This window comes from Pedobacter ginsengisoli, assembly GCF_030244015.1.
GTDB classification, from domain to species: Bacteria; Bacteroidota; Bacteroidia; order Sphingobacteriales; family Sphingobacteriaceae; genus Pedobacter; species Pedobacter ginsengisoli.
Map to the genome: position 1 here is coordinate 644,519 of NZ_JASSYX010000001.1, position 23,288 is coordinate 667,806.

Annotated in this window: 20 protein-coding genes; 14 read left to right on the forward strand and 6 right to left on the reverse strand. The window is 44.7% G+C overall.

All coding sequences use genetic code 11. The annotated features are described in order from the left end of the window. Positions 1 to 107: 107 nt before the first annotated feature. From QEP08_RS02875 to QEP08_RS02895, 5 genes are all read left to right on the forward strand, one after another. Complete coding sequence (locus QEP08_RS02875) at positions 108 to 746, forward strand: DUF6266 family protein (RefSeq protein WP_285055514.1); 639 nt, start codon at positions 108 to 110, stop codon at positions 744 to 746. A gap of 198 nt (positions 747 to 944) precedes the next feature. Further along, a complete protein-coding gene (locus QEP08_RS02880; RefSeq protein WP_285055516.1) occupies positions 945 to 1,316 on the forward strand; it encodes a hypothetical protein in 372 nt (123 codons plus the stop codon). Next, complete coding sequence (locus QEP08_RS02885) at positions 1,235 to 1,759, forward strand: C40 family peptidase (protein WP_285055519.1); 525 nt, start codon at positions 1,235 to 1,237, stop codon at positions 1,757 to 1,759. Before QEP08_RS02880 ends, QEP08_RS02885 begins: the two co-directional genes overlap by 82 nt. 17 nt (positions 1,760 to 1,776) lie before the next feature. Then, on the forward strand, positions 1,777 to 2,439 hold the full coding sequence (locus QEP08_RS02890) for a DUF6266 family protein (RefSeq protein WP_285055521.1): 663 nt from the start codon (positions 1,777 to 1,779) through the stop codon (positions 2,437 to 2,439). Between the two features lie 87 nt (positions 2,440 to 2,526). Then, positions 2,527 to 4,935: a peroxiredoxin family protein gene (locus QEP08_RS02895; protein WP_285055523.1), complete on the forward strand. Its 2,409-nt coding sequence runs from the start codon at positions 2,527 to 2,529 to the stop codon at positions 4,933 to 4,935. 129 nt (positions 4,936 to 5,064) lie between these two features. Here the strand turns inward: QEP08_RS02895 and QEP08_RS02900 are convergent, their stop codons facing one another. After that, complete coding sequence (locus QEP08_RS02900) at positions 5,065 to 6,000, reverse strand: SRPBCC family protein (protein ID WP_285055525.1); 936 nt, start codon at positions 5,998 to 6,000, stop codon at positions 5,065 to 5,067. Positions 6,001 to 6,120: 120 nt separating this feature from the next. On the opposite strand from QEP08_RS02900, the gene QEP08_RS02905 reads away from it, so the two are divergent. The 5 genes from QEP08_RS02905 (at position 6,121) to QEP08_RS02925 (ending at position 9,241) form a co-directional block, all read left to right on the forward strand. Beyond that, positions 6,121 to 6,294 (forward strand): DUF3606 domain-containing protein, encoded by a 174-nt coding sequence (locus tag QEP08_RS02905; RefSeq protein ID WP_285055527.1) that lies wholly within the window; start codon positions 6,121 to 6,123, stop codon positions 6,292 to 6,294. 106 nt (positions 6,295 to 6,400) lie between these two features. Next, entirely contained in the window at positions 6,401 to 7,249 is an 849-nt protein-coding gene (locus QEP08_RS02910; RefSeq protein WP_285055529.1) for an NAD(P)-dependent oxidoreductase, read from the forward strand. Further along, positions 7,246 to 7,908 (forward strand): 3-keto-disaccharide hydrolase, encoded by a 663-nt coding sequence (locus QEP08_RS02915; RefSeq protein ID WP_285055531.1) that lies wholly within the window; start codon positions 7,246 to 7,248, stop codon positions 7,906 to 7,908. Before QEP08_RS02910 ends, QEP08_RS02915 begins: the two co-directional genes overlap by 4 nt. A gap of 81 nt (positions 7,909 to 7,989) precedes the next feature. After that, a complete protein-coding gene (locus QEP08_RS02920; RefSeq protein WP_285055534.1) occupies positions 7,990 to 8,841 on the forward strand; it encodes a LamG-like jellyroll fold domain-containing protein in 852 nt (283 codons plus the stop codon). A 103-nt stretch (positions 8,842 to 8,944) separates the two neighbouring features. Then, on the forward strand, positions 8,945 to 9,241 hold the full coding sequence (locus tag QEP08_RS02925; RefSeq protein WP_285055537.1) for a CBS domain-containing protein: 297 nt from the start codon (positions 8,945 to 8,947) through the stop codon (positions 9,239 to 9,241). Here QEP08_RS02925 and QEP08_RS02930 read toward each other — a convergent pair. Continuing rightward, entirely contained in the window at positions 9,238 to 9,876 is a 639-nt protein-coding gene (locus tag QEP08_RS02930) for a hypothetical protein (RefSeq protein WP_285055539.1), read from the reverse strand. The two genes, QEP08_RS02925 and QEP08_RS02930, sit on opposite strands and share 4 nt — an antisense overlap. Positions 9,877 to 10,064: 188 nt before the next feature. Here QEP08_RS02930 and QEP08_RS02935 point away from each other — a divergent pair, with 188 nt between their 5' ends. Together QEP08_RS02935 and QEP08_RS02940 are read left to right on the forward strand one after the other, a co-directional pair. Then, positions 10,065 to 11,825 carry an outer membrane protein assembly factor BamB family protein gene (locus QEP08_RS02935; protein WP_349019019.1) on the forward strand — a complete coding sequence of 587 codons (1,761 nt, stop codon included), beginning with the start codon at positions 10,065 to 10,067 and terminating at the stop codon, positions 11,823 to 11,825. A gap of 226 nt (positions 11,826 to 12,051) precedes the next feature. Beyond that, a complete protein-coding gene (locus tag QEP08_RS02940; protein ID WP_285055543.1) occupies positions 12,052 to 13,140 on the forward strand; it encodes a fatty acid desaturase family protein in 1,089 nt (362 codons plus the stop codon). 117 nt (positions 13,141 to 13,257) lie between these two features. Here the strand turns inward: QEP08_RS02940 and QEP08_RS02945 are convergent, their stop codons facing one another. Continuing rightward, positions 13,258 to 14,526, reverse strand: coding sequence for an NAD(P)/FAD-dependent oxidoreductase (locus QEP08_RS02945; RefSeq protein ID WP_285055545.1), 1,269 nt, complete (start codon positions 14,524 to 14,526; stop codon positions 13,258 to 13,260). Between the two features lie 46 nt (positions 14,527 to 14,572). Beyond that, complete coding sequence (locus QEP08_RS02950) at positions 14,573 to 14,920, reverse strand: phage holin family protein (protein WP_285056902.1); 348 nt, start codon at positions 14,918 to 14,920, stop codon at positions 14,573 to 14,575. A 275-nt stretch (positions 14,921 to 15,195) separates the two neighbouring features. Here QEP08_RS02950 and QEP08_RS02955 point away from each other — a divergent pair, with 275 nt between their 5' ends. Together QEP08_RS02955 and QEP08_RS02960 are read left to right on the forward strand one after the other, a co-directional pair. After that, the gene (locus QEP08_RS02955) at positions 15,196 to 17,220 is read left to right on the forward strand and encodes a beta-L-arabinofuranosidase domain-containing protein (protein WP_285055548.1); all 2,025 of its coding nucleotides are present in this window, start codon (positions 15,196 to 15,198) and stop codon (positions 17,218 to 17,220) included. A gap of 30 nt (positions 17,221 to 17,250) precedes the next feature. Further along, on the forward strand, positions 17,251 to 19,335 hold the full coding sequence (locus QEP08_RS02960; protein WP_285055550.1) for a CehA/McbA family metallohydrolase domain-containing protein: 2,085 nt from the start codon (positions 17,251 to 17,253) through the stop codon (positions 19,333 to 19,335). On the opposite strand, the gene QEP08_RS02965 is transcribed toward QEP08_RS02960, so the two are convergent. Together QEP08_RS02965 and QEP08_RS02970 are read right to left on the reverse strand one after the other, a co-directional pair. Next, complete coding sequence (locus tag QEP08_RS02965; protein ID WP_285055553.1) at positions 19,328 to 20,122, reverse strand: response regulator transcription factor; 795 nt, start codon at positions 20,120 to 20,122, stop codon at positions 19,328 to 19,330. The genes QEP08_RS02960 and QEP08_RS02965 overlap by 8 nt on opposite strands. Next, entirely contained in the window at positions 20,107 to 23,283 is a 3,177-nt protein-coding gene (locus QEP08_RS02970; RefSeq protein ID WP_285055555.1) for a ligand-binding sensor domain-containing protein, read from the reverse strand. Before QEP08_RS02970 ends, QEP08_RS02965 begins: the two co-directional genes overlap by 16 nt. Between the last annotated feature and the right edge of the window lie 5 nt (positions 23,284 to 23,288).

A 23,288-nucleotide genomic window follows, 5' to 3' on the forward strand; every position in this document is an offset into this window, starting at 1 on the left:
ATGGTTTGATCGGATTATGTTTGTTTCATGTTTATGCAAAGCCGGTGCACAGGGGATGCGGAACATGATAATTAACAGTTTTATTAATCATTGGAAAAATTAATTTTATGGCATTTTTATTAGGAGGCCCGTATTACCACATGCAGGGTAGGGCCGGAAACAACGTTGGTCGTGTGGTCAAAGGCAGGAACGTCTTTGGGATGCGTCCGGCAAAGTCTAACAGACCGCCGAGTGCGGCGCAACTCAATGTTCAGATGCAGCTGAGCCTGATGGCTGGCTGGATGAGCCAGATGAGTGGTTTTATTAAAATCGGTTTTGAGGATTATGATGGGGAAATGAGCCCCTGGAATGCGGCGCTAAAGTATAACCTGGCCAATTCTATTACTGGTATTTCACCGAATTATACGATCGATTATCAGAAGGTGCTGTTTAGCCGTGGTAAATTGGCCCAGGGCAAGAATGTGGTCATGGCGACTACGCTGGATGCGCAGCTTGATTTTACATGGTCTGCTGCGGTTCCGTCCCTGGCAATCGGTTCTGGTACGGATAAGGCGGTTTTTGTGGTGTACAATCCGTCTAAGCAGGAGTGGGATGTATCGAGTGGCGCGGCGACGAGGTCTTCGCTTTCGTATGATATGTTGCTGCCGGTTGACTGGAGTGGTGATAATGTCCAGGTGTGGAGCTCGTTTTTGAGTGACAGGGTGGTGAGTACGACTCAGTATTTGGGCGCGACTGTGGTTCAGTAATTTGTTGAAAAACCGGACATTACTCTTCGAAGACTGGACCTAGCGCGCTGAAGAAGCGCACAGAGTCCTATGTCTCCTCAGAGAACGTCCGGTTTTTCTCTCACAAACAAATGATGAACGCAGGTCGTCGGCCAAATAATCTGAGTCTGCTTAAGGGGAGAAGTGAAGCAGGGTGGTTAAAAAATTAAAAAGAAAATTATGAAGACGTTGTTTTTAAATGCATTCCCTGAGCGGGATGCGGAGATGTGGAAGGTGGTGGTGTTGTTTGTGATCCTGGTGCTGTTGTGGCCGATGGTTCAGCAGCTGCTTTTTAGGTTTGATATGACATCGGGTTATGTGGATCTGAGTATCATGGTATTGGTGGTGATCAGCCTGATCTGTTTTTTGGGTTTGATCGGTTTGTGCTGGTGGTTGTTTAACAGGTTTTTATTGGTGTTTGAGCTGCCGGAAATTGGCAGTATGGTTTTACAGTTTAATGATTTGACGTTATGGCAAAGGCTGGGTTTTTATTATGGTGTGTACGCGCTACTGTTGTTGGCTGGTGTGGGGTGTTTTGTAGCGGTTTTGTAAAGCAGAAGGACAAGGGTTATGAAAGAGTTATTGAAGTCGCCCGGAAAGAAACCGGGGTTAGGGAAGAAGGTGCTGAAAATTGTGGCAGGGCTGTTAAGGGATATCTTGATGACGTGGGTGTCAGATCGCCTGCGCCCTGGTGCGCGGCGTTTGTGAGCCACTGTTTTAAGGTGGCGGGTTTTCCGTTGCCGAGGACGGCATGGAGCCCGGCGCTGTTTCCGAAGGGCAGGGTGGTGAAGGATGTGAAGCCTGGTTATGTGTATGGGATTCATTTTCCTTCATTGGGAAGGATAGCGCATTGTGGGATTGTGGAAAGGGTGCAGGGGGATTTTGTAATTGGCATTGAGGGGAACACGAATGTGGCGGGGTCACGGGATGGTGATCGTGTAATGCGCAAGTTGAGACATAAAAGGACGATCGCGAAGTACGCGGATTGGTTGTAATCAAAAAACAAAAAGTTATGGCAATTTTAAAAAATGGTTTGTTTGGCGCGGTGAGCGGCAGGCTGGGCAATACGGTAATTTATAAACGGGATAATAAAATGGTGGTGCGGATGGCAGGAAAGCGGCAAGCACCGCCGACGGAAAAGGAATTGGCAAACAGGCATGCTTTTGCAGTGCTGAAGGGCTTTTTGAAAGCGATGAAGCTTTTTATAAATATAGGTTTCGCGGCGGAGGCTAAATCGGCTGGCATGTATCCGATGAATATGGCGTTTTCAGTCAATAGAAAGCATGCGCTGAGGGGTGTTTATCCGGATATTGAGGTTGACTACGCCCGGGTGTTGCTGAGTTTTGGCAGCTTGCGTGGTTTGGATAATCCGGCTGTGGTGCTTGAGGGCAATGTGCTTGGTTTTACCTGGGAAACAGATGTATCGCTGGGCTGGCCTTTTGCGATAGACCAGGTGATGGTACTGGCTTATTTTCCTGATATGGTTGTGCAGGAGGGTTCGGGACTCCAGAAGGCTTATTTTTATCTGAATGCGGCTTTGCGCAAAACAGGGCACACTTCGCTGACCCTGCCTGACGGGGTGGCCGGTGAACGGATGGAAGTCTATGTGGCGGTGGTATCGGATGACAGGCGGAGTGCGTCGATGAGCCAGTACCTGGGGGCGTTGAATTGTTGAGTTTTTATTAACTGATATTGATGGTCTGTTGCTTTTTCTTACCTTTAAGATATAGAAAGAACCTAAATGCTGTAACCTGATTTCACCATGAGACGTATCTCTAAAATTGTACTTATTGTTTTATTGTTTTGTTCGGTGGCTGTGCGGGGACAGGTGTTTGACAGTACCGGAATTTCCAGAGCGCGTCTGGAATATTATCTAAAGCGCGCGGTGACGATGGCTGAGTTTTTGGCCGTGGATCCCTATGCCAATGATGGCCCATATCCTTATAAGAAGGACGATGTGAGACTGATCCACAATACCGGTGCTAAATTCATCGGTCGTGCGATATACCGCTGGGGCAACGAGGCTACACTTGCCAATCCTGATTTTTTGAACAAGGCAATGGCATTGATCAGAGAGGTACACAGCAAAGATCCTGAGGTGATCTTTCAGGCTGCTGTATTTGAAGCTGTGACCGGACAGGTAAACCAGCTGCGCATACCTGACTGGGCTTTCATTGCTTTGGGCCGTAAGCCGGAAGTACGCAATTTTCGTTATGAGGATATGCTGGATGTCAAAGGGAAGTTCATAAACCATTGGGGCAAGGGCAGCAGTGTGCCGGATATCACGAGACCTGAGGCACAACTTTGGCTAATGTACCTTTGCGGTGTATACATGAATCTGGGCTGTGAGGCCCTGCATCTTGGCCAAGTGGCTTTGATGGGAATGAATGATCCGGGTTTGAAGGTCTGGAACGGGTTTGTTCAGAAAGTACGGAATTACGCCAGGGCACATACTCCGCATCACTGGGTGTTGCTGGATGCGCATACGCCGCAGGGCGGGATGGTGGTTGATGGTAAGAGTATACTGGATTTCAATTCTTTTCCGCTCCGCATAAAGGAGATTCCGGAGAAGCCGATGGAGGGTGTATTGCAGATTGGTTATCTGGACGCTATTTTCAGGCGGAGCATGGGTTGTGTCACACCGAGTGGCTGGAAATGTGATGCTTTGCCCTATCTTGTAGAGTTTGATAATTTTGGCATCAGCCGGAAACCTGGCGTGGCGGATACGGCTTCACATTTTATTTGGGGTTATGACGAGATCACCTGGTTTTATCTGCTGCCTGAGAAAAAAAGAAATGCCTGGCTGCGTTATGCACATGACTGGGTGGCTGCAAATGACCCTGTGGGTTGGCTGCAAATGCCAATTTCCAGAATTGTGTCGCTGGGGCGTGGAAATCAGCCTGCCCGTCACCGTGGCAATATTCGTTCGGAAGATTGTCCTGCTGGCCTTAATGTGGAACAGACGGTAAAGGAAATCTGGCGGCAGCCGTCCCTTCCTGCTTCGGCGCAGGTCGATTTGGAACCCGGGAAATGGAGGGCAACGCTATTGCGGGAAGACGGATTTCAAATTCCTTTCGGATTGGATTTTAAACGCGAAGGGGCTGATCTGGCTTGTTACATTTTAAACGGAACCGAGCGGATGAAAACAGAGCGTATTGTGGTTTCAGGGGATTCTATGCTGATCAGGATGCCGGTTTTTGAATCTTATTTCAGCGTAAAGGCAGTTACAAAGGACAGCTTAAGCGGGTTCTGGATAAAAGGCGGTGCGGCTAAAGATATCATCATCCCCTTTACAGCGACTGCGGGAAAAGGCCGTTTTCCAAATGTTAAGCAAGGGGCGGCCGGACGGGCAGGGGGGAAATGGAGCATGGAATTTACCAGGGCCAATCAGACCAAGCGCCCTGCTGTGGGAGAGTTTGTACAGAACGGCCATTTTGTTACCGGTTCTGTGCTGACTCCGGCTGGTGACTACCGCTACCTGGATGGGATCGTTAAAGGCGATTCTTTGTTCCTATCCACATTTGATGGAATTCATGCCCTTTTGTTTGCTGCTGAAATTAGCGGAGAGACGATTAATGGGTATTTTTATAGCAGTGCTTCTGTGCCTGAACGTTTTACCGCCCGCAAAGATGCGGGCGCTAAATTAACCGCTCCGGTGACTGCGGTGAAGGAGGGTAGTGACGGAAAGTTGAATTTCAGTTTTAAAGATCTGGACGGAAATATGGTTTCATTGCAGAGTGAACGGTACAGGAATAAGGTGGTGGTGGTGCAGCTGATGGGGTCCTGGTGTCCGAATTGTATGGATGAGATGGCTTTTCTGAGTGAGTATTACCGCAGGAATAAGGATCGTGGTGTTGAAGTTATCGCCCTGGCTTATGAGCTGACTACAGATGAGGAGAGGTCCAGAAAGAGCCTGCGCAAATTTCAGCAGCAGTTTAATGTGCAATATCCGATGCTGATCACCGGTGTCGCTGTTGGAGATCCGGCGCGTACTGAAAAGACATTGCCGCAGCTGACAGAAATTAAAGTTTTTCCGACTACGGTCATTATTGATAAAAATGGTGTGGTCAATGAGATCAATGCCTCGTTTTATGGCCCGGCTACCGGTCAGTATCACCTGGATTATAAAGCGGATTTTGAAAGAAAGATCAGCGCGTTGTTGGGGCGATAGGTATATCGGTCGTTTGCCGTGTCTATTGTTATTAATAAAGGCTGGTATTGGTTTACCGGAATTTAAGTTTGTTTAATGGCTGTATTGCCCGGATAGGCATACAGCCATTTTTGTGCAAATGCAGCGGTGTTATTTGTTGAAATCCGGATATGGAAATCCTTTGCCGGTTTCGCAGTAAAATTTCAGGCTCCTGAAAAAAAGCGCCCAGTCGTAACTGCAGCCGGCAAATTCTGGTGTGTATGCTGCCCAGCCATCATGATGAAAGTATAGTACAGATCCTTTGCGATGTGGCTCCAGTTCAAAAGTAAGCGTGGTGCCAATCCATTCTTCGTCGGCTTTAAGGCAAAACCATTTTACCCGGCTGTAGGGTTTAAGTTCTTCTACCTTCATTTCTTTGTAATAGGTTGGTCCAAATGCAAATCTTGAAATACTGCCTGTTTCGGGTTTAGCTGTTGTTTCCGGAGTCCACCATCCGGCCAGACCTTTCTGTGTGGTTATGACTTCATAAACTTTTTCTACGGGCGCCTCGATGAGCAGCCTGTGGCAGATACTTTTCGTAGTCATCTGTTTTGCCGGGTCCTGCTGCTCCGGCAGCTCTGTTTTAGCGTTTCCTTCTTCGGTCTCTTTAGGTGTCGGGCTGCCTTTACCTGTCAGGATGAGGTTTTTTAGACTGTCTTGTATATAATGTGTCCATGCGTCGTGACAAACATTGTAACATTCGTAATCGGGAACTAATCCTTCATGTGTAAAGTGTAATTGTGTTTTGCCGTCTTTTTCAGAGATTTCAAATACCACATTGGTATCTATCCATTCACGTTCATCTTCGGTAAATTTGAAATAGTTGTCCAGTACATGCCAGACTACTTTTTTATTGGGAACAAATCCGGTAATCTTCATTTTGGCGCGATGTACGTCCTGATAATGATAGTTAAATTCGCTGTTGAGTTTGCCGGTATCTCCGTCAATGTTTTCAGACCACCAGCCGCGTACGTTATTGACAGCATCAAAAACTTTCTGTGGTGTGGCGTCGACCAGTATGGTTGTTGTGAAATCTTCTTTTTTCATGGTAAGCTATTTTTTAGTCAGATAAAAGTATAAAAAGGAAAACTCCGGAAGGGGGTGTAAAATAGACTTTGTGAGGGGGCAATTTGGCACGAGATGTGTATTGTTTATTCCAAATTGAAGATGATGCAGCTTAAACAGAAAACAAATCCTTTCTCTGAGCAAGTTAATGTTGCAGAGAACTATGAAGTTGAATACTGGGCCAACAAATTAGGAATAAGGCCGATGGCGCTTAGGGAGATCATAAGATCTACAGGGCCTAATGTGAGTGATATCCAGAAATACCTGGGGAAGTAGCTTTTTTTATTTCCGTTTGGTACGTAACAAATAGCGTTCTAAATCAACTATGTCACTGTTGTGAATAAAAGGATGGGTATATTTATGCCTTAATTAGTTGATTACAATGAAAGCATTTTTAGGTATGGGCCTACTGGGCTCAAATTTTGTGAAGGCTATGCGCCAAAAAGGAGAGGATGTAAATGTCTGGAACCGGACGCACAGCAGGGCTGCCGCACTTGAAGAATTTGGGGCGAGGGCCTTTGAAAAAGCCGAAGACGCGGTAAGGAACGCGGATATGATCCATTTGACTTTGAAAGATGATGCTGCTGTGGACGAAGTGCTGAGCAAGGCGGCTCCCGGATTAAAACAAGGCGCGGTGATTGTAGATCATACGACCACTTCCGCTGAAGGGGCTATTGAAAGGACAAAGTATTGGAAAGTTCAAGGCTGCACATATTTGCATGCACCTGTTTTTATGGGGCCCGCGAATGCTCTTGAGGGATCTGGCTCTATGCTGGTTTCCGGTGATCAGGAGGTGATAGGAAAGCTAAATGCAACGTTAAGCGGGATGACCGGAAGGCTGATCAACTTAGGGACTGAGGAAGGTAAGGCAGCTGGAATGAAGCTGGTTGGCAATCTTTTCCTTTTGAGTATGACGGCCGGCGTTTCAGACACTTTGTCCCTGGCCAAGGCCCTGCATATCCCTGCTGCTGATGTTCTTGAGCTGTTTGGCAACTGGAACCCTGGTGCTGCCATGCCGTCAAGGATGAAAAAAATAACGGAGGGCAACTTTAGTCAACCTTCCTGGGAGTTGAATATGGCCAGAAAGGATGCTGGCCTGATGATCAGTGCGGCTGATAAGGCCGGACAGAAGCTTGCTTTGATCCCGGCTATTGCAAAGGTAATGGACGAATGGATTGAGAAGGGGCATGGGAGTGACGACTGGACGGTAATTTCAAAAGATAACCTATGAAAAAACTAATTTTCCTATTGTTTTCCCTGCCATGGATGCTGGCGAATGCACAACCAGCGAAAATGATTCCCATTTTTAACGGGAATAATCTGGAGGGCTGGACGAAATTTTTGCAGCGTCAGGGTACGGACAAGGATCCTCAGGGGGTAATTACAGTTGAGAATGGTGCAATTCATGTAACCGGTCAGGATTTCGGATATATTGCAACAAAAAAGAGTTACAGGAACTTTCATCTCTCTCTAGAATTTAAATGGGGTGAAAAAAAGTTTCCGCCCAGGGAACATCAGAAAAGAGACGCAGGGATCTGTTTCAATGTAGATCTGGTGAGCAATAAAATCTGGCCGAAATGTGCCGAATGCCAGATACAGGAAGGCGATGTTGGTGATTTATGGCTTGTCGACAGTGTAACGGCTTTCGTGGACGGGATACAGACTGAACCCAAAGATTACGCTCAGGTTGTCAAGATTAAGGATGGTGAGCGCCCTCATGGCGATTGGAACCGGGTTGAGGTGATCTTTAATAACGGGAAATTTATATTTAAGGTGAACGGGGTACTGGTGAATGAAGGAGAATACCTCAGTATTACAAGCGGAAGGATTTTATTGCAGTCTGAAGGTGCTGAAATTTATTATCGTGATGTTAAGATCGAAGAACTTTAACCATATTGCAGGGATATTGGGCTAAAAAAGGTAGATATATTTATTTTTTTTAGCATATATTAGTTTATAAAACAACTTCTTATGAAAAAAATGTTCCTGATTGTGGCTTTCCTGTCGATTGGAAGCGTGTATGCACAGAAAATAGTTCAAAATAATCTGATAGTAGACCTTAATGCGGATAAAGGCGTAGTTACCAGCGAAGGTGACCTCGTTGAAAAATGGCAGAACCAGGTAGCTTCATTTGCTGCTAAAGACTTTTCCCGGCGTGATGAGGGGCGTAAGGTAGCCGGATCGGGAAGGCCCCGCCTGGTAAAGAATGTTGCCGGATTGAAAGGTCATAATACACTTGCTTTTAAACAGCAGGAATTGCTGAATATGGATGAGGACGCATTTGATCACCTGATTACAGGCGGTGGCTATACCTGGTTTTGCGTTTTAAAGCCCGGTAAGCAGCCCGGTGAACTGAAAGATGTGAACTGCTTTTTCGGGAACCTCCGTAACGGGCCTAATAATGAGGGTTTTTGGGGCGGGTTTGCAGATGACAATAGTTTTTGGATGAGCAGCAGAAATGCGGTCACTTTTGGTAGATGGGACAAGAATAACCCGTATGTAAGTTCTAAGGAAATACTTAAACAGGACCAGTACTACCTGATCATGGGCAGAATGGATAAAGGGACGGATACGGTTACACTTTCTTTGTATCTTAATGACGGGGCAACCCCAATAGCCACCAGTCCGTTTCCGGTAAATACGAAAGCAAACTCTTCACGAATGGCGGTAGGGCAGGAAAGGGATGCTATTGAACATCCGGGCAGGGAATCATTTGTTGGTGAAATGGCCAGGTTTTTAATCTATGATCGTCCGCTGACTGACAAGGAAATGGCAAAATCTGCGAAGCAGCTGATGGTATATTATGGAATAAAAGCTAAGTAATTTATATATGAATTGAATCTCAGAACTTTTTTTTATCTCTGGCCTGTTGTTTGTTAATAAAAGTTATTTCTACAACTTTCATATATAAACCCTTGTAATACTGATGATAAAGTCTGTAATTAACGCAAAGAAAACATTTAATCACTTTAAGAAGGCTGAAGTCAAGATTGATTCCGAACAAATGGTGATGTCGGCGCTTGAAGTGATGATAACTACTAAAGAATTTGAACTCCCGGTGTTTGAGTCCGGAAAATGCATAGGAGTGGTTTACTTTAAAGATCTTGTCTTATTTCTCGCCCAGGGTATTGAAGATGCAGACTTATTTGTGCACAAACTGAATTATACTGTGGAAAGTGCTGTCCTGATTATGATGAAAACCAAAATAAAGGAAGCTATTTAGGTGTCCGGCAGTTTTTGATAAACTTTGTAATAGGCTACCAGAACTTTGTCCGGGGCCAGGTCGCCAACTTTCCTATGCAGTATCTGTTCTCTTAATTGTTCCTGAATTTTAGGAAGGTTAAGGTTGTTAAGTAAGATGTGCTCATCGATGAAGTCGCTGTTTGATGGATTCTCTGCTAAAAATTTCTTTAAAGTGTCAATCAGGCGATCAACCCGTTCCAGGTCAATTCCGCTCCTTACTTTTTCGGATGCAGAATGAAAGGCATATTTAAAATCAAAGCCTAACTCTTTTAGTTTACCAAATATCCTGGTATAGATATCCAGGTCCTCTGCATGGCTATGGGCGCCTGGGTAAAGGCCCCTGGACAATTCGATGAGGTTTTTATCTTTAGGCTGGATGTTGCCGGCGGTCATAAAAAGTGACATCAGTTCCTCCTTTCCGGACACGTTATAGATAAATCCGTTTTGATCAATTACAGTATTTTCAAATCCAAATATTAAATAAAAAGACCTGATAAATGTCAATTCGGTGGTTTGTCTATTGGCAATTTTTAAATCAGGGAGCAGGGAGAGGAGATCTCTGAAAAGTTTGATTTTTTTTGGTTTGGTCGCTTTTTTGGGTTCCTGGGAGTACATTAAAACTAAAATATATAAAAAAGTTGCTTTGGCGAAGATGAGGGTTAACAATGCATAAAATGAACGGGAATAAAATGTAAATTTGTATGCCACATTTGTACCGGTCTTATATGAAATGTCTTATTACTTTTTGTCTATTCATTGCTTTTTTTTCTAAGGTTAGCGCTCAGCCTTTTAAATACGCTTTTGTGTCAGATACACATGTTGGGGCGTCGACCGGTGAGGCAGATCTCCGGAGAACTGTCAATGATATTAACCAACAGGAGGATCTCGATTTTGTTTTGCTGACAGGTGATATTACTGAAATGGGTACTAAAACAGAGATCGCGATTGCCAAGGAAATACTGTCTGCTTTGAAAAAGCCCTGGTACGTGGTTCCCGGTAATCACGACACCGGCTGGTCAGAATCCGGCGGTGTGGATTTTATTAAGGAATTTGGATACGATAAATTTACTTTCGATCATAAGGGTTATCGTTTTATAGCTTGTGCGTCAGGTCCTTATGTGAGGATGTCTGACGGGCACATTCCGCGTGATGCGGTAGTTTGGCTGGACAAAGTACTAAAAAAAACTCCGGCAGCTATGCCTGTCGTGTTCATTAACCATTACCCGGTTGACAATGGCCTGGACAATTGGTATGAAGCGATTGACAGAGTCAAACAGCACAACATCAAATATATCATCTGCGGTCACGGGCATTCCAACCAGGCGCTGGATTTCGAAGGTGTAGCCGGCACAATGGGGAGATCTAACCTGCGGGCAAAGGACAGCATAGGGGGTTATAATGTGGTAACAATGCGGAGAGATTCTGTATTTTTCGCCATAAAGAAACCCGGGGTACCGGTAGAGCCTGCCTGGAGAAAGATTACGCTTGGAAAGTATGAGTCTTCATCGACCGCAAAAATAGAAAGGCCTTCCTATAGTATTAATAATACTTATCCGGCGGTGAAGGAGGTGTGGAAGTATCACGCAGCTGCAAATGTTGTGCTTACTCCCGCATCAGGTGCAAACCTGGTTGTATTTGGAAACAGCATAGGAGAAATTGAGGCGCTTGCACTCCATAACGGTGAAAAAAAATGGAAATTTAAAACTAAGGGAGCCATTTATTCCTCTCCTGCAATCACCGGGGACCGGGTAATGTTTGGTTCAGGTGACGGAAATATCTATGCTTTAAAGTTGAGCAGCGGAAAGAAACTTTGGAAATATAAGACCGGAGCTGCGGTGCTGGGATCCCCGGTGATCGAAAAAGATACAATGTATATAGGCGGCAGTGACGGTAGTTTCAGGGCGATAAATGTGAAAACGGGTGAGCAGGTGTGGTCATTTGATGAGGTGGAGGGTGCTATAGTGGGGATGCCCCTGATTTATGAAGGTAAAGTGATTTTTGGTTCATGGGGAAGGCATCTGTATGCTGTAAATCAGCGTACCGGAAAATTGGTATGGAAGTGGAACAATGGAAACGGCAACCGCATGTTTTCACCGGCTATGTGTACGCCGGCAGCGCATAATGGAATTGTCTATATTGCCGCTCCGGACCGTTTTCTTACCGCAATCGATGCTTCCAGCGGGGCGACGCTATGGAGAAACAAAGAGGGCGGTGTACGGGAGTCGATTGGCATGTCGGAAGACGGATCTTTGATTTTCGGAAAGACAATGAATAATGACATAGTGGCTTACAAGGCCCAGTCTGCAGATCCGGGAGTGTTGTGGCGGCTGAACCTTGGTTTTGGTTATGAACATGTGCCATCTATGCTGATCGCTAAATACGGAAGAGTGACGTTCGGAACTAAGAATGGTGTGATTTATTCCTTCGACCCGGCAGTTCCCAAACCGTTGTGGGCGCATAAGGTTGATAATTCGATGGTCAATACGGTCAACGTGCTGACGGAAGATTCAATTCTGGTGGCCACCATGGATGGTGTAGTTACTTTGCTGAAAACCGGTCAGTGATGGTACCAAGTGTTTTTTATTCTTAGGTAAATGACAATTTTTAACATTCAGATCAGTTAGGAATGAATTAAAATGCACTGACCAATAATAATTTACCAAAATTTCGTTACATTTGTAATACACTTACAGAAAGTCTTATGTGCTTTTTGAATACTAATCCACTTTAATTCAGCACCCGAATTGGCACATTTGTTTGTTAGCATGAAGTTGATCAAACAATAGCTTCATGTCTCAAAAACTTAAATTCTCAACATCTTCAGGCTCTCCGTTTTACGCTACAACCAGAAGCAGGGTAGACGAATTCTTTCAGCTTAACCAGCTTAGCCGTAATGCTGATGGTCATATGTGGGCCAAAACCATTTTTTTTCTCACTGGATTTACTGGATTATACCTGCTGATCATTTCAGGTATATTGTCTCCGTTATTGATGTTAATTATGGCAGCGTTATTGGGCATGTTTAGTGCTTTTGTCGGATTTAATATCTGTCACGATGCCATCCATGGTTCGTTTTCAGGCAATAAAAGCGTAAACAAATTCTTTGGCCTTGTTTTTAATTTAGTCGGCGCAAATCCATACGTTTGGAGCATTACACATAACATTGTGCACCATACTTATACCAATATCCCGGGTCATGATGAGGACATCGAAGTAGCACCCGGATTAATCAGGATTTCTGATGAAGAAGAGATAAACCGTATACAAAGGTATCAGCACTGGTACGCATTTCCCTTATACAGCCTTGCCTCATTGTCATGGGTGTTCACTAAAGATTATAAAAAATTCTTCCAGCAGAAAATCGGTGAACATACCACATTGCATCCTAAACTGGAATATTTTAATCTGTTCTTTTATAAGGCACTGTACTATTTTCTATTTATAGTTTTGCCATTGGTCGTTCTGGATATTTCCTGGTGGCAATTCCTGATCGGCTTTCTTACACTGCATATTGCTGAGGGACTAACCATGGGTCTGGTGTTTCAGCTTGCCCATGTTGTCGAAGGAACAGTATTTCCGCTGCCAAACGAGCAGGGAAATATGGAAGAGGCCTGGGCGGAACACCAAATGCGCACCACAGCTAACTTTGCCACTCATAATAAAATTGCTGCGTTTTTCTTAGGTGGCCTTAACAGGCAGATTGAACATCATCTTTTTCCAAAGGTTTGTCACATTCACTATGGAGACATTTCTAAGATCGTGAAAAAAACAGCCATTGAATTTAACCTGCCTTATATCGAAAGCAAAACTTTCCTCTCGGCATTGCGGTCCCATGTCATCACACTGAAAAAGTTTGGTAAAGAAGCCCGGGCGCTTTAAATTTCGGTTAGCAACTCCTCTTCCATTATTGGAACCCCTATACTCGCAGGTTTCTCTATTTTTCGGACGTTAATATATATCTTAATGCCAAAATAATCACTCCGGGGTATTTGACGATTACTTCGGTTTTTCAGGCCGTATGATCAACCTTAGTGTAGGGTCATTGGTTATAAAACTCCAGAACCAGTTAAAAGCCAGTTTTCCTTTATTTCGGAACCCTGCGATCGGTATGATGTGAATAAACAGCCATACGATCCAGGCGAAGAAGCCTTTGAAAAAGCCTTTTGGAAGGTCAACAACTGCTTTATACTTGGCAATGATCGCCATGCTGCCTTTATCATTGTATTTAAACGCTTTCATAGCTCTGCCTGCTGCGATGTTTAGCAGGTTGTCAGCAAGCAATTTGCCCTGCTGTATGGCTACCTGTGCCAATTGAGGGTGGCCATCCGGGAATTTTGCGTCAGTATGCTGAAGGCACTGGTCTCCAATGACAAAGATATTTTCAGTTCCTTTTACTTTGTTGTATTCATCTGCCAGAATCCTTCGCCCTCTTGTGATTACATCAGCAGGCAGACCGGGGGCCTCTCTCGCTATTACTCCTGTGGCCCAGATTAAGGTGGCGCTATTGATATGTTCCCCGGTGCTTAACATTACCTGGTCGTTGAGGTAATCTTTTACTATAGTATTGAGGTGGATATTCACCCCCAGTCCTTTTAATACTTTATAGGCTTCTTCCTGTGATTTTTGGCTCATAGGCCCTAAAAGGGTATCTCCTGCATCTACTAAATGAATTCTGCCGGTACCACTTCTGACTGTAGGGTAATCTTTTTTGACAATGTTTTTGCCCATTTCGGCAAGCATACCGGCAATTTCAACTCCTGTTGGCCCTCCGCCGGCTATCACTACATTTCCGAGTCTTTCTTTTTCTCTGACGTCAGTAGAGCGGACAGCTTCTTCGAGCCTGAGCAGTACATGGTTCCGCAGGTGAAGGGCATCGTCAATCGTCTTCATCGGCAGCGCTTTTTGTTTTACATTGTCCAGGCCGAAATAGTTCGTTTCGGTACCCATGGCGAGGACGAGATAGTCGTAAGTCAGGGTTCCATTGTCTGTTTCTATGCTGTTGGACTCAGGATTGATCTTTATTAAAGTACCCATGTAAAAGCTAAGGTTGCTTTTACCCTGGAACATCCTGCGAAAAGGGTAGCTGATATTTGAGGCTTCAATAAAAGCCGTTGAAACCTGATAAAGCAGTGGCGGGAAGAAGTGGTAATTATTTCTGTCGACCATTATTACCTGATACTGATCGTGGTTTGCCATTCTCTTGGCTAGGTTAAGCCCGGCAAAACCCCCGCCTACAATTACAATTCTCTTTGTTGAAACGTTCATATTTGAAAACCCATGGAGTGTATTAATTTATTACTTACGGAAAGATTTAATCTTTATCAGATCCTGCGATCACGCTATACAGCGCATTGATCAGGGCTATAACTATAGCAAGCAATGCCGAAGCAAAAAAGCCGCTGGTATTAAACCCTTTCATCAGGTTGTCCACCAGCAGGATCATCAAAACAGTAATGATGAATGAAACCAGTCCAAGGGTTAAAAAGTTAATTGGGAAAGTAAGGACGCGCAGAATAAAGCCTACAGTGGCATTTGCGAGGGCGATTAATAAGGCAGCGATTACTGCAGTGGTATAACCATCTACCTGTACTCCGGGAACAATCCTTGCGCCCAGGAAAACCGCCAGGCCCATCAGTAATACTTTTATAATCAACTGTATCATATCGCTTTTTTAATTTAACTTATCGCAAATAACAAGCCAATTGTTCCAGCCCAATCGCGGAAGGTCTACTAATGACGGGCAATTGACCTGTCCTGGATTTTACCAAAAAATAAAACTGCGATGAAGGCTAAATTAAATAATTACAACACTTTTCCAGACAAAAATGCAAGATCGCCTGATACCAGAAAGCGAAATTTTGAGACAGAATGCAGGGGTTAATGCCCCGGCGTTTTCTTACTTTGGCTTTCTATAACCAAATTGTAACCACACACATGAACCGTAAAACTGTATTTACCATTGTAGCTTTTGGCTTACTGGCTTTTAAGCCAGGAGACAATAAGAAACCAGTGCAGGATCACACTTTCGTTAAGCCAAAATATACTGAAGTTGCGCTGGGTGCCATACAGCCAAAAGGATGGCTCAGGGACCAGCTTCAGACTATGCTGGCCGGTACAACAGGTCACCTGGATGAAGTATATCCAAAAGTAAAGAACGACAATGGCTGGCTGGGCGGCAAGGGTGATTCATGGGAAGAAACACCTTACTGGCTGGATGGCGCGGTACCACTGGCCTGGCAGCTGGACAATGCTGTACTCAAACAAAAGGTACTGAAGTATATCAATTGGGTATTGGACCATCAGCGGCCATCGGGATATTTTGGAGCGATTACCAATGCTGAACGTGAAGGTAAGCAGGTTGATGTTCAGCATCCTGAAAATGGGGATGACTGGTGGCCAAAAATGGTCATGCTAAAAGTAATGCAGCAGTATTATTCTGCCTCCGGCGATAAAAGGGTGATCAGTTTTATGGAAAGATATTTCGACTACCAAAAAGCCGCTCTTCAGAAGGCCGGTATAGGGAAATGGACGGAGTGGGCAACATCCAGAGGACATGACAACGCCATGATGGCCCAATGGTTATATACGCTAAATGGAGATAGGTCGTTACTGGATCTGGCAGAGCTGATCCAAAAACAATGTTTTCCCTGGAGTGAGCTTCTGAGCAACCGCAACTGGGTGATAGGGGCGGCGACACAGCAAAATGATGCCCACTGGATGAACAGACATGGCGTAAATGTGGGTATGGCCTTAAAAACACCTGCTATTGATTATCAGCGTACAGGTGATGTTTCCTATCTGAAAGGCTTGAAAACGGGGTTCAGGGACTTGATGATGCTGCACGGTTTACCAATGGGTGTTTTTTCTGCTGATGAAGACCTGCATGGCAATTTGCCAACACAGGGAGTAGAACTTTGCGCTACAGTTGAGGCTATGTATTCGCTGGAAAAGATCATCCAGATCACCGGAGATACCGAATATATGGATGCGCTGGAGCGAATGACCTTTAATGCGCTGCCTCCGCAAACGACTGATGACTTTAATAATAAGCAGTATTTCCAGATTGCCAATCAGGTCCAGATCAGCAGGGGTGTATTTGATTTTTCGCTCCCGTTTGACAGGCAGATGAACAATGTTCTGGGCATGCGCAGCGGATACACCTGCTGCCTGGCCAATATGCACCAGGGCTGGACGAAATATACACAAAGTCTTTGGTTTAAAACTGAGAATAATGGGTTGGCGGCACTCGTATACGCGCCAAACGTCCTGAAAACAAAAATTGGGGAACAGGAGATCACCATAAATGAAAATACCAATTATCCTTTTGAAGATGAGATCAATTTTGAATTCAGCACCAAAAAAGCAGTTGATTTTCCTCTGGAACTGAGAATTCCGGTATGGTGCAGGGAGGCCCGCATATCAATAAATGGGGTAGAGGTACAGACTGCAAAAGGCGGGACAATTGTTTCGCTTTCACAAAACTGGAAGAACAAAGATAAAGTGACGCTGAAACTACCTATGCAATTGACGACTTCAAACTGGGGCCGCAATTCCAGAACCATAGAACGCGGCCCCCTGGTTTATGCATTGAAACTGGAAGAGCGCTGGGAGAAAGGGAACGAAAAAGAAGAAGGGGACTATTTTAGTGTTTTTCCTAAATCGGACTGGAACTATGGCCTTCTTGAAAAGATCGTAAAGGACCCGGCACAAAATCTTCAGGTGAAGATGAAGCCTCTGCAGACTAAGTTTGTATGGAATCTGCAAAACGCTCCTATAGAAATCACTGCCAGCGGAAAGAAGATTCCTGCCTGGAAGGTTGTAGATGGTGTTGCGAGGCAACCGGTTACAGACCGTACCCGAATATACAAGGGTGAGGTCGAAGCTGGCACGGAAACATTTACACTGGTACCCTTTGGTTTTACTAAAGTACGTATTGTAGCATTTCCGGTAGTAAAATAAATTATCAAAAAATTCTTTAACTTCATAATTATGAGATCATTACTTCTATCAATATTCGGCTTGTTTTGTACGGTCATTGCCATGGCCCAGGTCAGGGTCGATCTAAAAAAATTCAATCCAAAAAATGAAGCAGCTGTGAGTCAGAAAGCTGGCATTCTTGAAATAAAATGGCCGGCAGGTAGCGGGAATACCGGTAAAATCGTTTTTGACCTTAATGGCTCAAAACCCTTATTTAAGGTCATCTCATTGAATAAAGGTACAGTACAAAAGGTCATTTCTACCGATATAGATCCAGCCTTTGTACTGAGTATAGGAAAAAGAGACCTCCTTTCGCAAAACGGCTGGAACATTTTTTTTGATAAGGTACCTTCGAAACCTTATAAGAGCTATCCTGCTGTACTGAAAAAGTCATCGGCTTCGGTAAAAAGTGTCGGCAGCCATACGGTTGTGACCATTGGCAGTTTGCACGCAGACCGTTTTGACGGTGCCCTGGAAATTACTTTTTACAACGGCAGCCCGCTCTTTAATGTCGCCGCGGTAATGTCCACTGATGTTGATGCAACCGCATTGGTTTATGATGCCGGTTTGGTAGATAGAAAATCAGGCTGGAAAAACATCATGTGGATCAATGCAGATGATGAAATCTTGATAGATGAAATAAGACCTGCGGATACGGCAAGAAATATCGCTGTAAAACACCGCGTAATAGCGGCTAAAGGTGCTGCCGGTACACTGGCACTGTTTCCTGCTCCGCACCAATATTTTTATCCGCTGGATGAAGCGTTTAATCTGAAATTTACCTGGTATGGCAACAACTACCGCAAGATGACTGATGGTTATGGCATGGGCATCCGCCAGGACCTGAAAGGTGACAACCGCTTCGTGCCCTGGTTTAATGCCCCGCCGGGAACTAAACAAAGGATGAACTTCTTCTGCCTGATCAGCGATGGGGAGGCCGCGGATGCTTTTACTGCGGTTAAAAAATTCACCCACAACGACAGCTACGTCAAGCTGCCTGGATTTAAAACCATGTCCAGTCATTTTCATAATGAGTTTATCATGAGCGTGGTACTGGCGGGAAAACCGGTTCCGGAGCACCCGGAATTTGTTGATGTATTTAAAAAGACAGGAATCGATATCGTCCACCTGGCTGAATTCCATTATACCGCCCATCCTAAAGGACCAGATGATCAGCGTTTGAAAGAACTGAAAGCATTGTTTGAAATGTGCGAGCGTTTGTCTGATAAAGATTTTTTACTGCTTCCCGGCGAAGAGCCTAATGAATTTTTTGGAGGCCACTGGCTGCAGCTTTTCCCGAAACCGGTTTACTGGATCATGTCGAGAAAGCAGGATGTGCCTTTTGTGGAGGACAGGCCGGGTTTTGGTAAGGTCTACCACATAGGTGACAAGAAAGATATGCTCAAATTGCTGGAGCTGGAAAAGGGCCTGGCCTGGACGGCGCATGCCAGAACAAAGGGTTCGGTAAATGCACCTGATGTCTATGCGCATGAGGATTTCTTCCTGTCAGACCGCTTTATGGGTGCTGCCTGGAAGGCCATGCCGGCTGATCTTTCTCAACCGTACCTGGGCAATAACCGTGTGCTAGGCTTGCTGGATGACATGAACAACTGGGGCGTGAAAAAGACCGTGATCACGGAAGCCGACTTATTTACCATTACTCCGCAAAATGAGATGTATGCCCATTTGAATGTCAACTACCTGATGCTGGATAAAGCACCGAAATTTTCGGAAAGCTGGCAACCGGTTCTCGACGCGATGCAGTATGGAAAATTCTTCGGCTCGACAGGTGAGGTCCTGATGCCGGAATTGAAGATAAATGGTAAAATCTCGGGTGAGACGCTTGGTTTAAATGCCGATGGTACAGCTAATGTTTCTTTGAAACTCCTCTGGACATTCCCTATGAATTTTATAGAAGTAGTTTCGGGGGACGGCACGCGCATATACAGGGATAAAATTGATCTGACCAAAACCAAAGCTTATGGTGATCAGGTATTTCAGTTTAAGACCAAACTGGCGGGAAGGACCTGGGTGAGGGTAGCCGCATGGGATGTTGCTGCGAACGGGGCATTTAGCCAGACTTTTTATATTAAATAGGCCTGTTCTTTTTCTCAGCCTGCTGGTTATTGAGGTAATCAGTAGGCGACATTCCGAACTGCCGGGAGAAGTTTCTGCCAAATTGCGTTTGTGAGCTGTAACCTACCATTTCAGCGATCTCGTATATCTTCAAAGTGCCTTCATTCAGCAATTCAGCGGCTTTTTTTAGGCGCGTCAGGTTGATGAGTTCATTTGGGCTTAAGTCTGAAATGGCCTTGATCTTACGATAGAATGTGGGTCGGCTCATGTTCATTTGATCTGCCAGGTGTTCTACATCCAGATCGGGATCATTCAGGCTGTTATTGATGATCTGCTGGAGTTTTTCAAGGAACTGTTCATCTGCCCTGGAATAGGCCATGGTTTTGATGTGGAGCAAAGGGGAGTTTGCAAAATAAGCTTTGACCTTGTCCCTGTTTTTGAGCAGGCTGGATATCTGGACCTGCAAAAATTCCGGGGAAAAGGGTTTTTCTACGTAAGCATCTGCCCCTGTTTCCAGACCCTCTATTTTTGATTGCAAGGTGTTTTTTGCGGTAAGCAATATCACCGGGATGTGACTGAGTTCTACGCTTGACTTGATGATTTTACAAAGCTCAAGTCCGTCCATCCCGGGCATCATGATGTCGCTGATGACCATTTGTATGGGTTCGCTTTTCAGGATTTCCAATGCTTTTAATCCGTTTCCGGCAGAACGTACATTGTATTGATCACTGAGATCATCGGTTATAAAATCAATAATATCTTCGTTGTCATCTACCAGAAGAACGGTAATATTCAGATTTTTTTCCATTTGGTGTTCAGGTTAAACTCAATAAGCTGGTGGATTGGCAGCTTGAGTACAAAGATATTAAAATCGGCAGATGGTTGCTGAAGGGTTAATGATCCGTTGTGCAGTTCTGCCAGGGCCCTTGACAAAGAAAGACCGATGCCGGTTCCTGGCTTGATGTCTGCTTCCCTGGCCCTGAAAAAAGGTTCAAAAATCTTTTCACTGATCTCCTGTGGTATGGGTTTTCCATCGCTGATCGCCCTGATTGTAAATTGATCGTCCCCTGCTTTAGTCTCCTCAAGTTCAATTTTGATGCTCGATTCGCAATATTTCAGTCCATTGTCTATCAGGTTGCTGATGATCTTATGGAAAGCTTCAAGATCGATATAAGCAAACAGATGTGCTTCAGGCATTTGAATCGTGTAGCTGATTTGTTTTTGCTCTGCTATTGGCTGGAAACGGTTTGCAATGTCCCTGAGTGCCTCCGATACGTCGGTCTTTACAAAATTAAGGGAGAAGCCCCTGGTTTCAGTCTTTCTGAAATCCAGAAGCTGATTGGTCAGTTCCAGCAAGCGGTCTGTATTCTTATTCATGATCCTCAGGTTCTTTTCCATATCCGGAATATCGGTGGCACGCCTGATCATTTTTTCCATTGGTCCCTTGATCAGCGTAAGCGGGCTTCTGATCTCATGAGCAATATTGGTGAAGAACTCTATTTTTGCATGATAGATTTCTTTTTCCTTTTCGTTTTCAAAGACCTCCATCCGGCGGGCATTTCGCCGCTCTATTCTCTTGTGGTCACGTTTGACCAGGACGTAAACAAGAAGGCCGGCAGCTAAAATATACAATAAATAAGCAAGATTACTGGCCCACCATGGCGGCAGAATTACGATATTCAGGGTTGTTTCCCTGGTGTTCCATATGCCTGAACTATTTGATGCTTTTACCCTGAATGTGTATTCTCCCGGTGAAAGGTCTGTGAAATAGGCTTTTCTGTTTTGTTTCAGATAGGTCCAGTCTTTATCAATCCCATCCATCTTATATGCATATTCGGTCATTATGGGAGAAGTATAGCTGAGTGCTGCAAAGTCAATGCTAAATGTCGATTGTGTGTGCCTTAACTGGACCCTGTCGGTAAGCAAAATGGACTTTTTCAGGGGTGAGCTTTTGGTGCCGATGAGCAGTTCCTGATTGTTGACCTGTATGCCTGTAATAAACACAGGAGGTTTAAAAGAATCTGGCTTGAAATCTGCGGGATCAAAACGGATGAGGCCCTTTACGCTGCCAAAATACATTCTGCCGGAAGGGTCTTTATAGGCGGAGCTGTAGTTGAACTGGTCACTGAGCAGGCCGTCTGACTTGGTAAAATTCTTTAAAGCGCCTGTTTTCGGATTAAATCTCAGCAGCCCCTTCGAGGTGCTGATCCACAAGTTTTCATCGGCGTCTTCCAGCATCCCGTAGATTACATTGCTCGGAAAGCCATCCTTGATCGTGTAGCGGTCAAAGTCATGGGTACGTTTATTGAACTTGCATAAGCCTGCCTCAGTTGCCACCCATATGTTCTTTTCACTGTCTTCAAATATTCTGTTCACCCGGTTGTCAATCAGACTTCTTTTATTTTTAGGATCATTTTTATAATAGCCTTGTGTTTGCTTCTCCGGGTTGTAATAATATAGCCCGTCCCTAATGGTGGCCAGCCAGATGGTTCCTTCGCTGTCTTCTATCAATCCGGTATAAAAAATATGGTCAGGGGCCTGGGAGATGACATCGAAATTGTCCGCTTTTCGGTTATATGAATATAGCCCCCTTGTGGTGGCTATTAAGATCTGACCGGCCCTGGTTTTATAGATGCAATAGACAAAATTGCTCTTCAGTTGTTTCGGCCCTGTACCGATAGAATAATGGCGGATCACTTTTCTGGTGTTCAGGTCCATCACATCCAGGCCATGTTCAAAGGTACCGATCCAGAGTTCATTGCCATCAGCGAAAAGGCCGTGTAAATTGGTATGTGATATCCCGGTTTTGGTGCCGTCCGGCCTATAGTTATCCACTTTGCCGCTTGCGGGATCCAGCTTGTTGAGTCCGGCATCTTCTGTGCCAATCCACAGGTTGTTTTTAGTGTCGGGGGTAATTTCTCTGACCGCGTTACCGCTGATAGAATTCTCTCCAATCTTGTGGTAGAACTTTTCGAAAACAGAATATTGCTTCGGGTAATAGTTTATTCCCCCGAAATAGGTACAGATCCAAACCCCGCCTTCATGATCCTTTGATAAAAAATAGATGGCATTATCTGAAAGTGAGTAGGGGTCGTTGTATTGTTTTTTGAGATTGGTATACCGGCCGGTTTCCAGGTTAAGAATGTAAATCCCGGTTTCGGTACCAACCCAGAACGTGTTTTCAGATTGCTTTAAAAATGTTCTGGCATAAATTTCTGTTTTATCATCTGTACGGGATAAAATGTCTTTGTACTGATGCGTGCTGAGGTTAAAATACTTGACACCCTGATTTGAGGTGCCAACCAAAATGTGGTTGTTGCCGGCATCGTGAATTCGTTCTATTCCTCTGGATGTACTTGGGGGTGATTTCTCAAAAACGGAGTACCTGGAAAAGTTATCACGGTCGTGATGATATTCGGCAAGTTCCCCGTCCGTTGTTGCAACCCACAATTTGCCGTTGGCGGTTTGACACAAAGCGGTTGCGTAAAAGTATTCAGAGACCGTATATTCTTTGATCGTCTTAAGCTTATTGTCAAACCTGCAAAGTGTCAGACCGGAAATGAACCAGATATTTTGGTTCTTGTCAAAGAGAACGGTCCTGATCTCTTTGTGTTTGCTGTTTCTGAGCTGTGTAAAGTTTTCAGTGGATTTGTTGTAGCTATATAATCCCTGTTCGGTACCGACCCAAAGCAGCCCCTGCCTGTCTTCTGCCAGGCAATGGATAAAGCTTCCGCCAAGACTTCTGCTGTCATCGGTATCGTTTCTGTAGTTTTTAAAAGAGTAACCGTCGAAACGGCTAAGGCCGTCTTTTGTTCCAAACCACATGAAGCCGTCTTTATCCTGTAAGCTGCAGAGTACTGCATTGTTAGACAATCCGTCTTCCACCTGGTACCTTCGGAAATAGTAAGGCTGACCAAACAGCAGTTCCGCAAAAAGAAGTAACGATATGAGTAGGCTGAGTTTTTTCAAGTCTG

Coding starts and splice junctions, on each gene's coding strand:
- QEP08_RS02875 (WP_285055514.1), top strand. CDS start 108: ATGGCATTTTTATTAGGAGGCCCGTATTACCACATGCAGGGTAGGGCC.
- QEP08_RS02880 (WP_285055516.1), top strand. CDS start 945: ATGAAGACGTTGTTTTTAAATGCATTCCCTGAGCGGGATGCGGAGATG.
- QEP08_RS02885 (WP_285055519.1), top strand. CDS start 1,235: ATGGCAAAGGCTGGGTTTTTATTATGGTGTGTACGCGCTACTGTTGTT.
- QEP08_RS02890 (WP_285055521.1), top strand. CDS start 1,777: ATGGCAATTTTAAAAAATGGTTTGTTTGGCGCGGTGAGCGGCAGGCTG.
- QEP08_RS02895 (WP_285055523.1), top strand. CDS start 2,527: ATGAGACGTATCTCTAAAATTGTACTTATTGTTTTATTGTTTTGTTCG.
- QEP08_RS02900 (WP_285055525.1), bottom strand. CDS start 6,000: ATGAAAAAAGAAGATTTCACAACAACCATACTGGTCGACGCCACACCA.
- QEP08_RS02905 (WP_285055527.1), top strand. CDS start 6,121: ATGATGCAGCTTAAACAGAAAACAAATCCTTTCTCTGAGCAAGTTAAT.
- QEP08_RS02910 (WP_285055529.1), top strand. CDS start 6,401: ATGAAAGCATTTTTAGGTATGGGCCTACTGGGCTCAAATTTTGTGAAG.
- QEP08_RS02915 (WP_285055531.1), top strand. CDS start 7,246: ATGAAAAAACTAATTTTCCTATTGTTTTCCCTGCCATGGATGCTGGCG.
- QEP08_RS02920 (WP_285055534.1), top strand. CDS start 7,990: ATGAAAAAAATGTTCCTGATTGTGGCTTTCCTGTCGATTGGAAGCGTG.
- QEP08_RS02925 (WP_285055537.1), top strand. CDS start 8,945: ATGATAAAGTCTGTAATTAACGCAAAGAAAACATTTAATCACTTTAAG.
- QEP08_RS02930 (WP_285055539.1), bottom strand. CDS start 9,876: ATGTACTCCCAGGAACCCAAAAAAGCGACCAAACCAAAAAAAATCAAA.
- QEP08_RS02940 (WP_285055543.1), top strand. CDS start 12,052: ATGTCTCAAAAACTTAAATTCTCAACATCTTCAGGCTCTCCGTTTTAC.
- QEP08_RS02945 (WP_285055545.1), bottom strand. CDS start 14,526: ATGAACGTTTCAACAAAGAGAATTGTAATTGTAGGCGGGGGTTTTGCC.
- QEP08_RS02955 (WP_285055548.1), top strand. CDS start 15,196: ATGAACCGTAAAACTGTATTTACCATTGTAGCTTTTGGCTTACTGGCT.
- QEP08_RS02960 (WP_285055550.1), top strand. CDS start 17,251: ATGAGATCATTACTTCTATCAATATTCGGCTTGTTTTGTACGGTCATT.
- QEP08_RS02965 (WP_285055553.1), bottom strand. CDS start 20,122: ATGGAAAAAAATCTGAATATTACCGTTCTTCTGGTAGATGACAACGAA.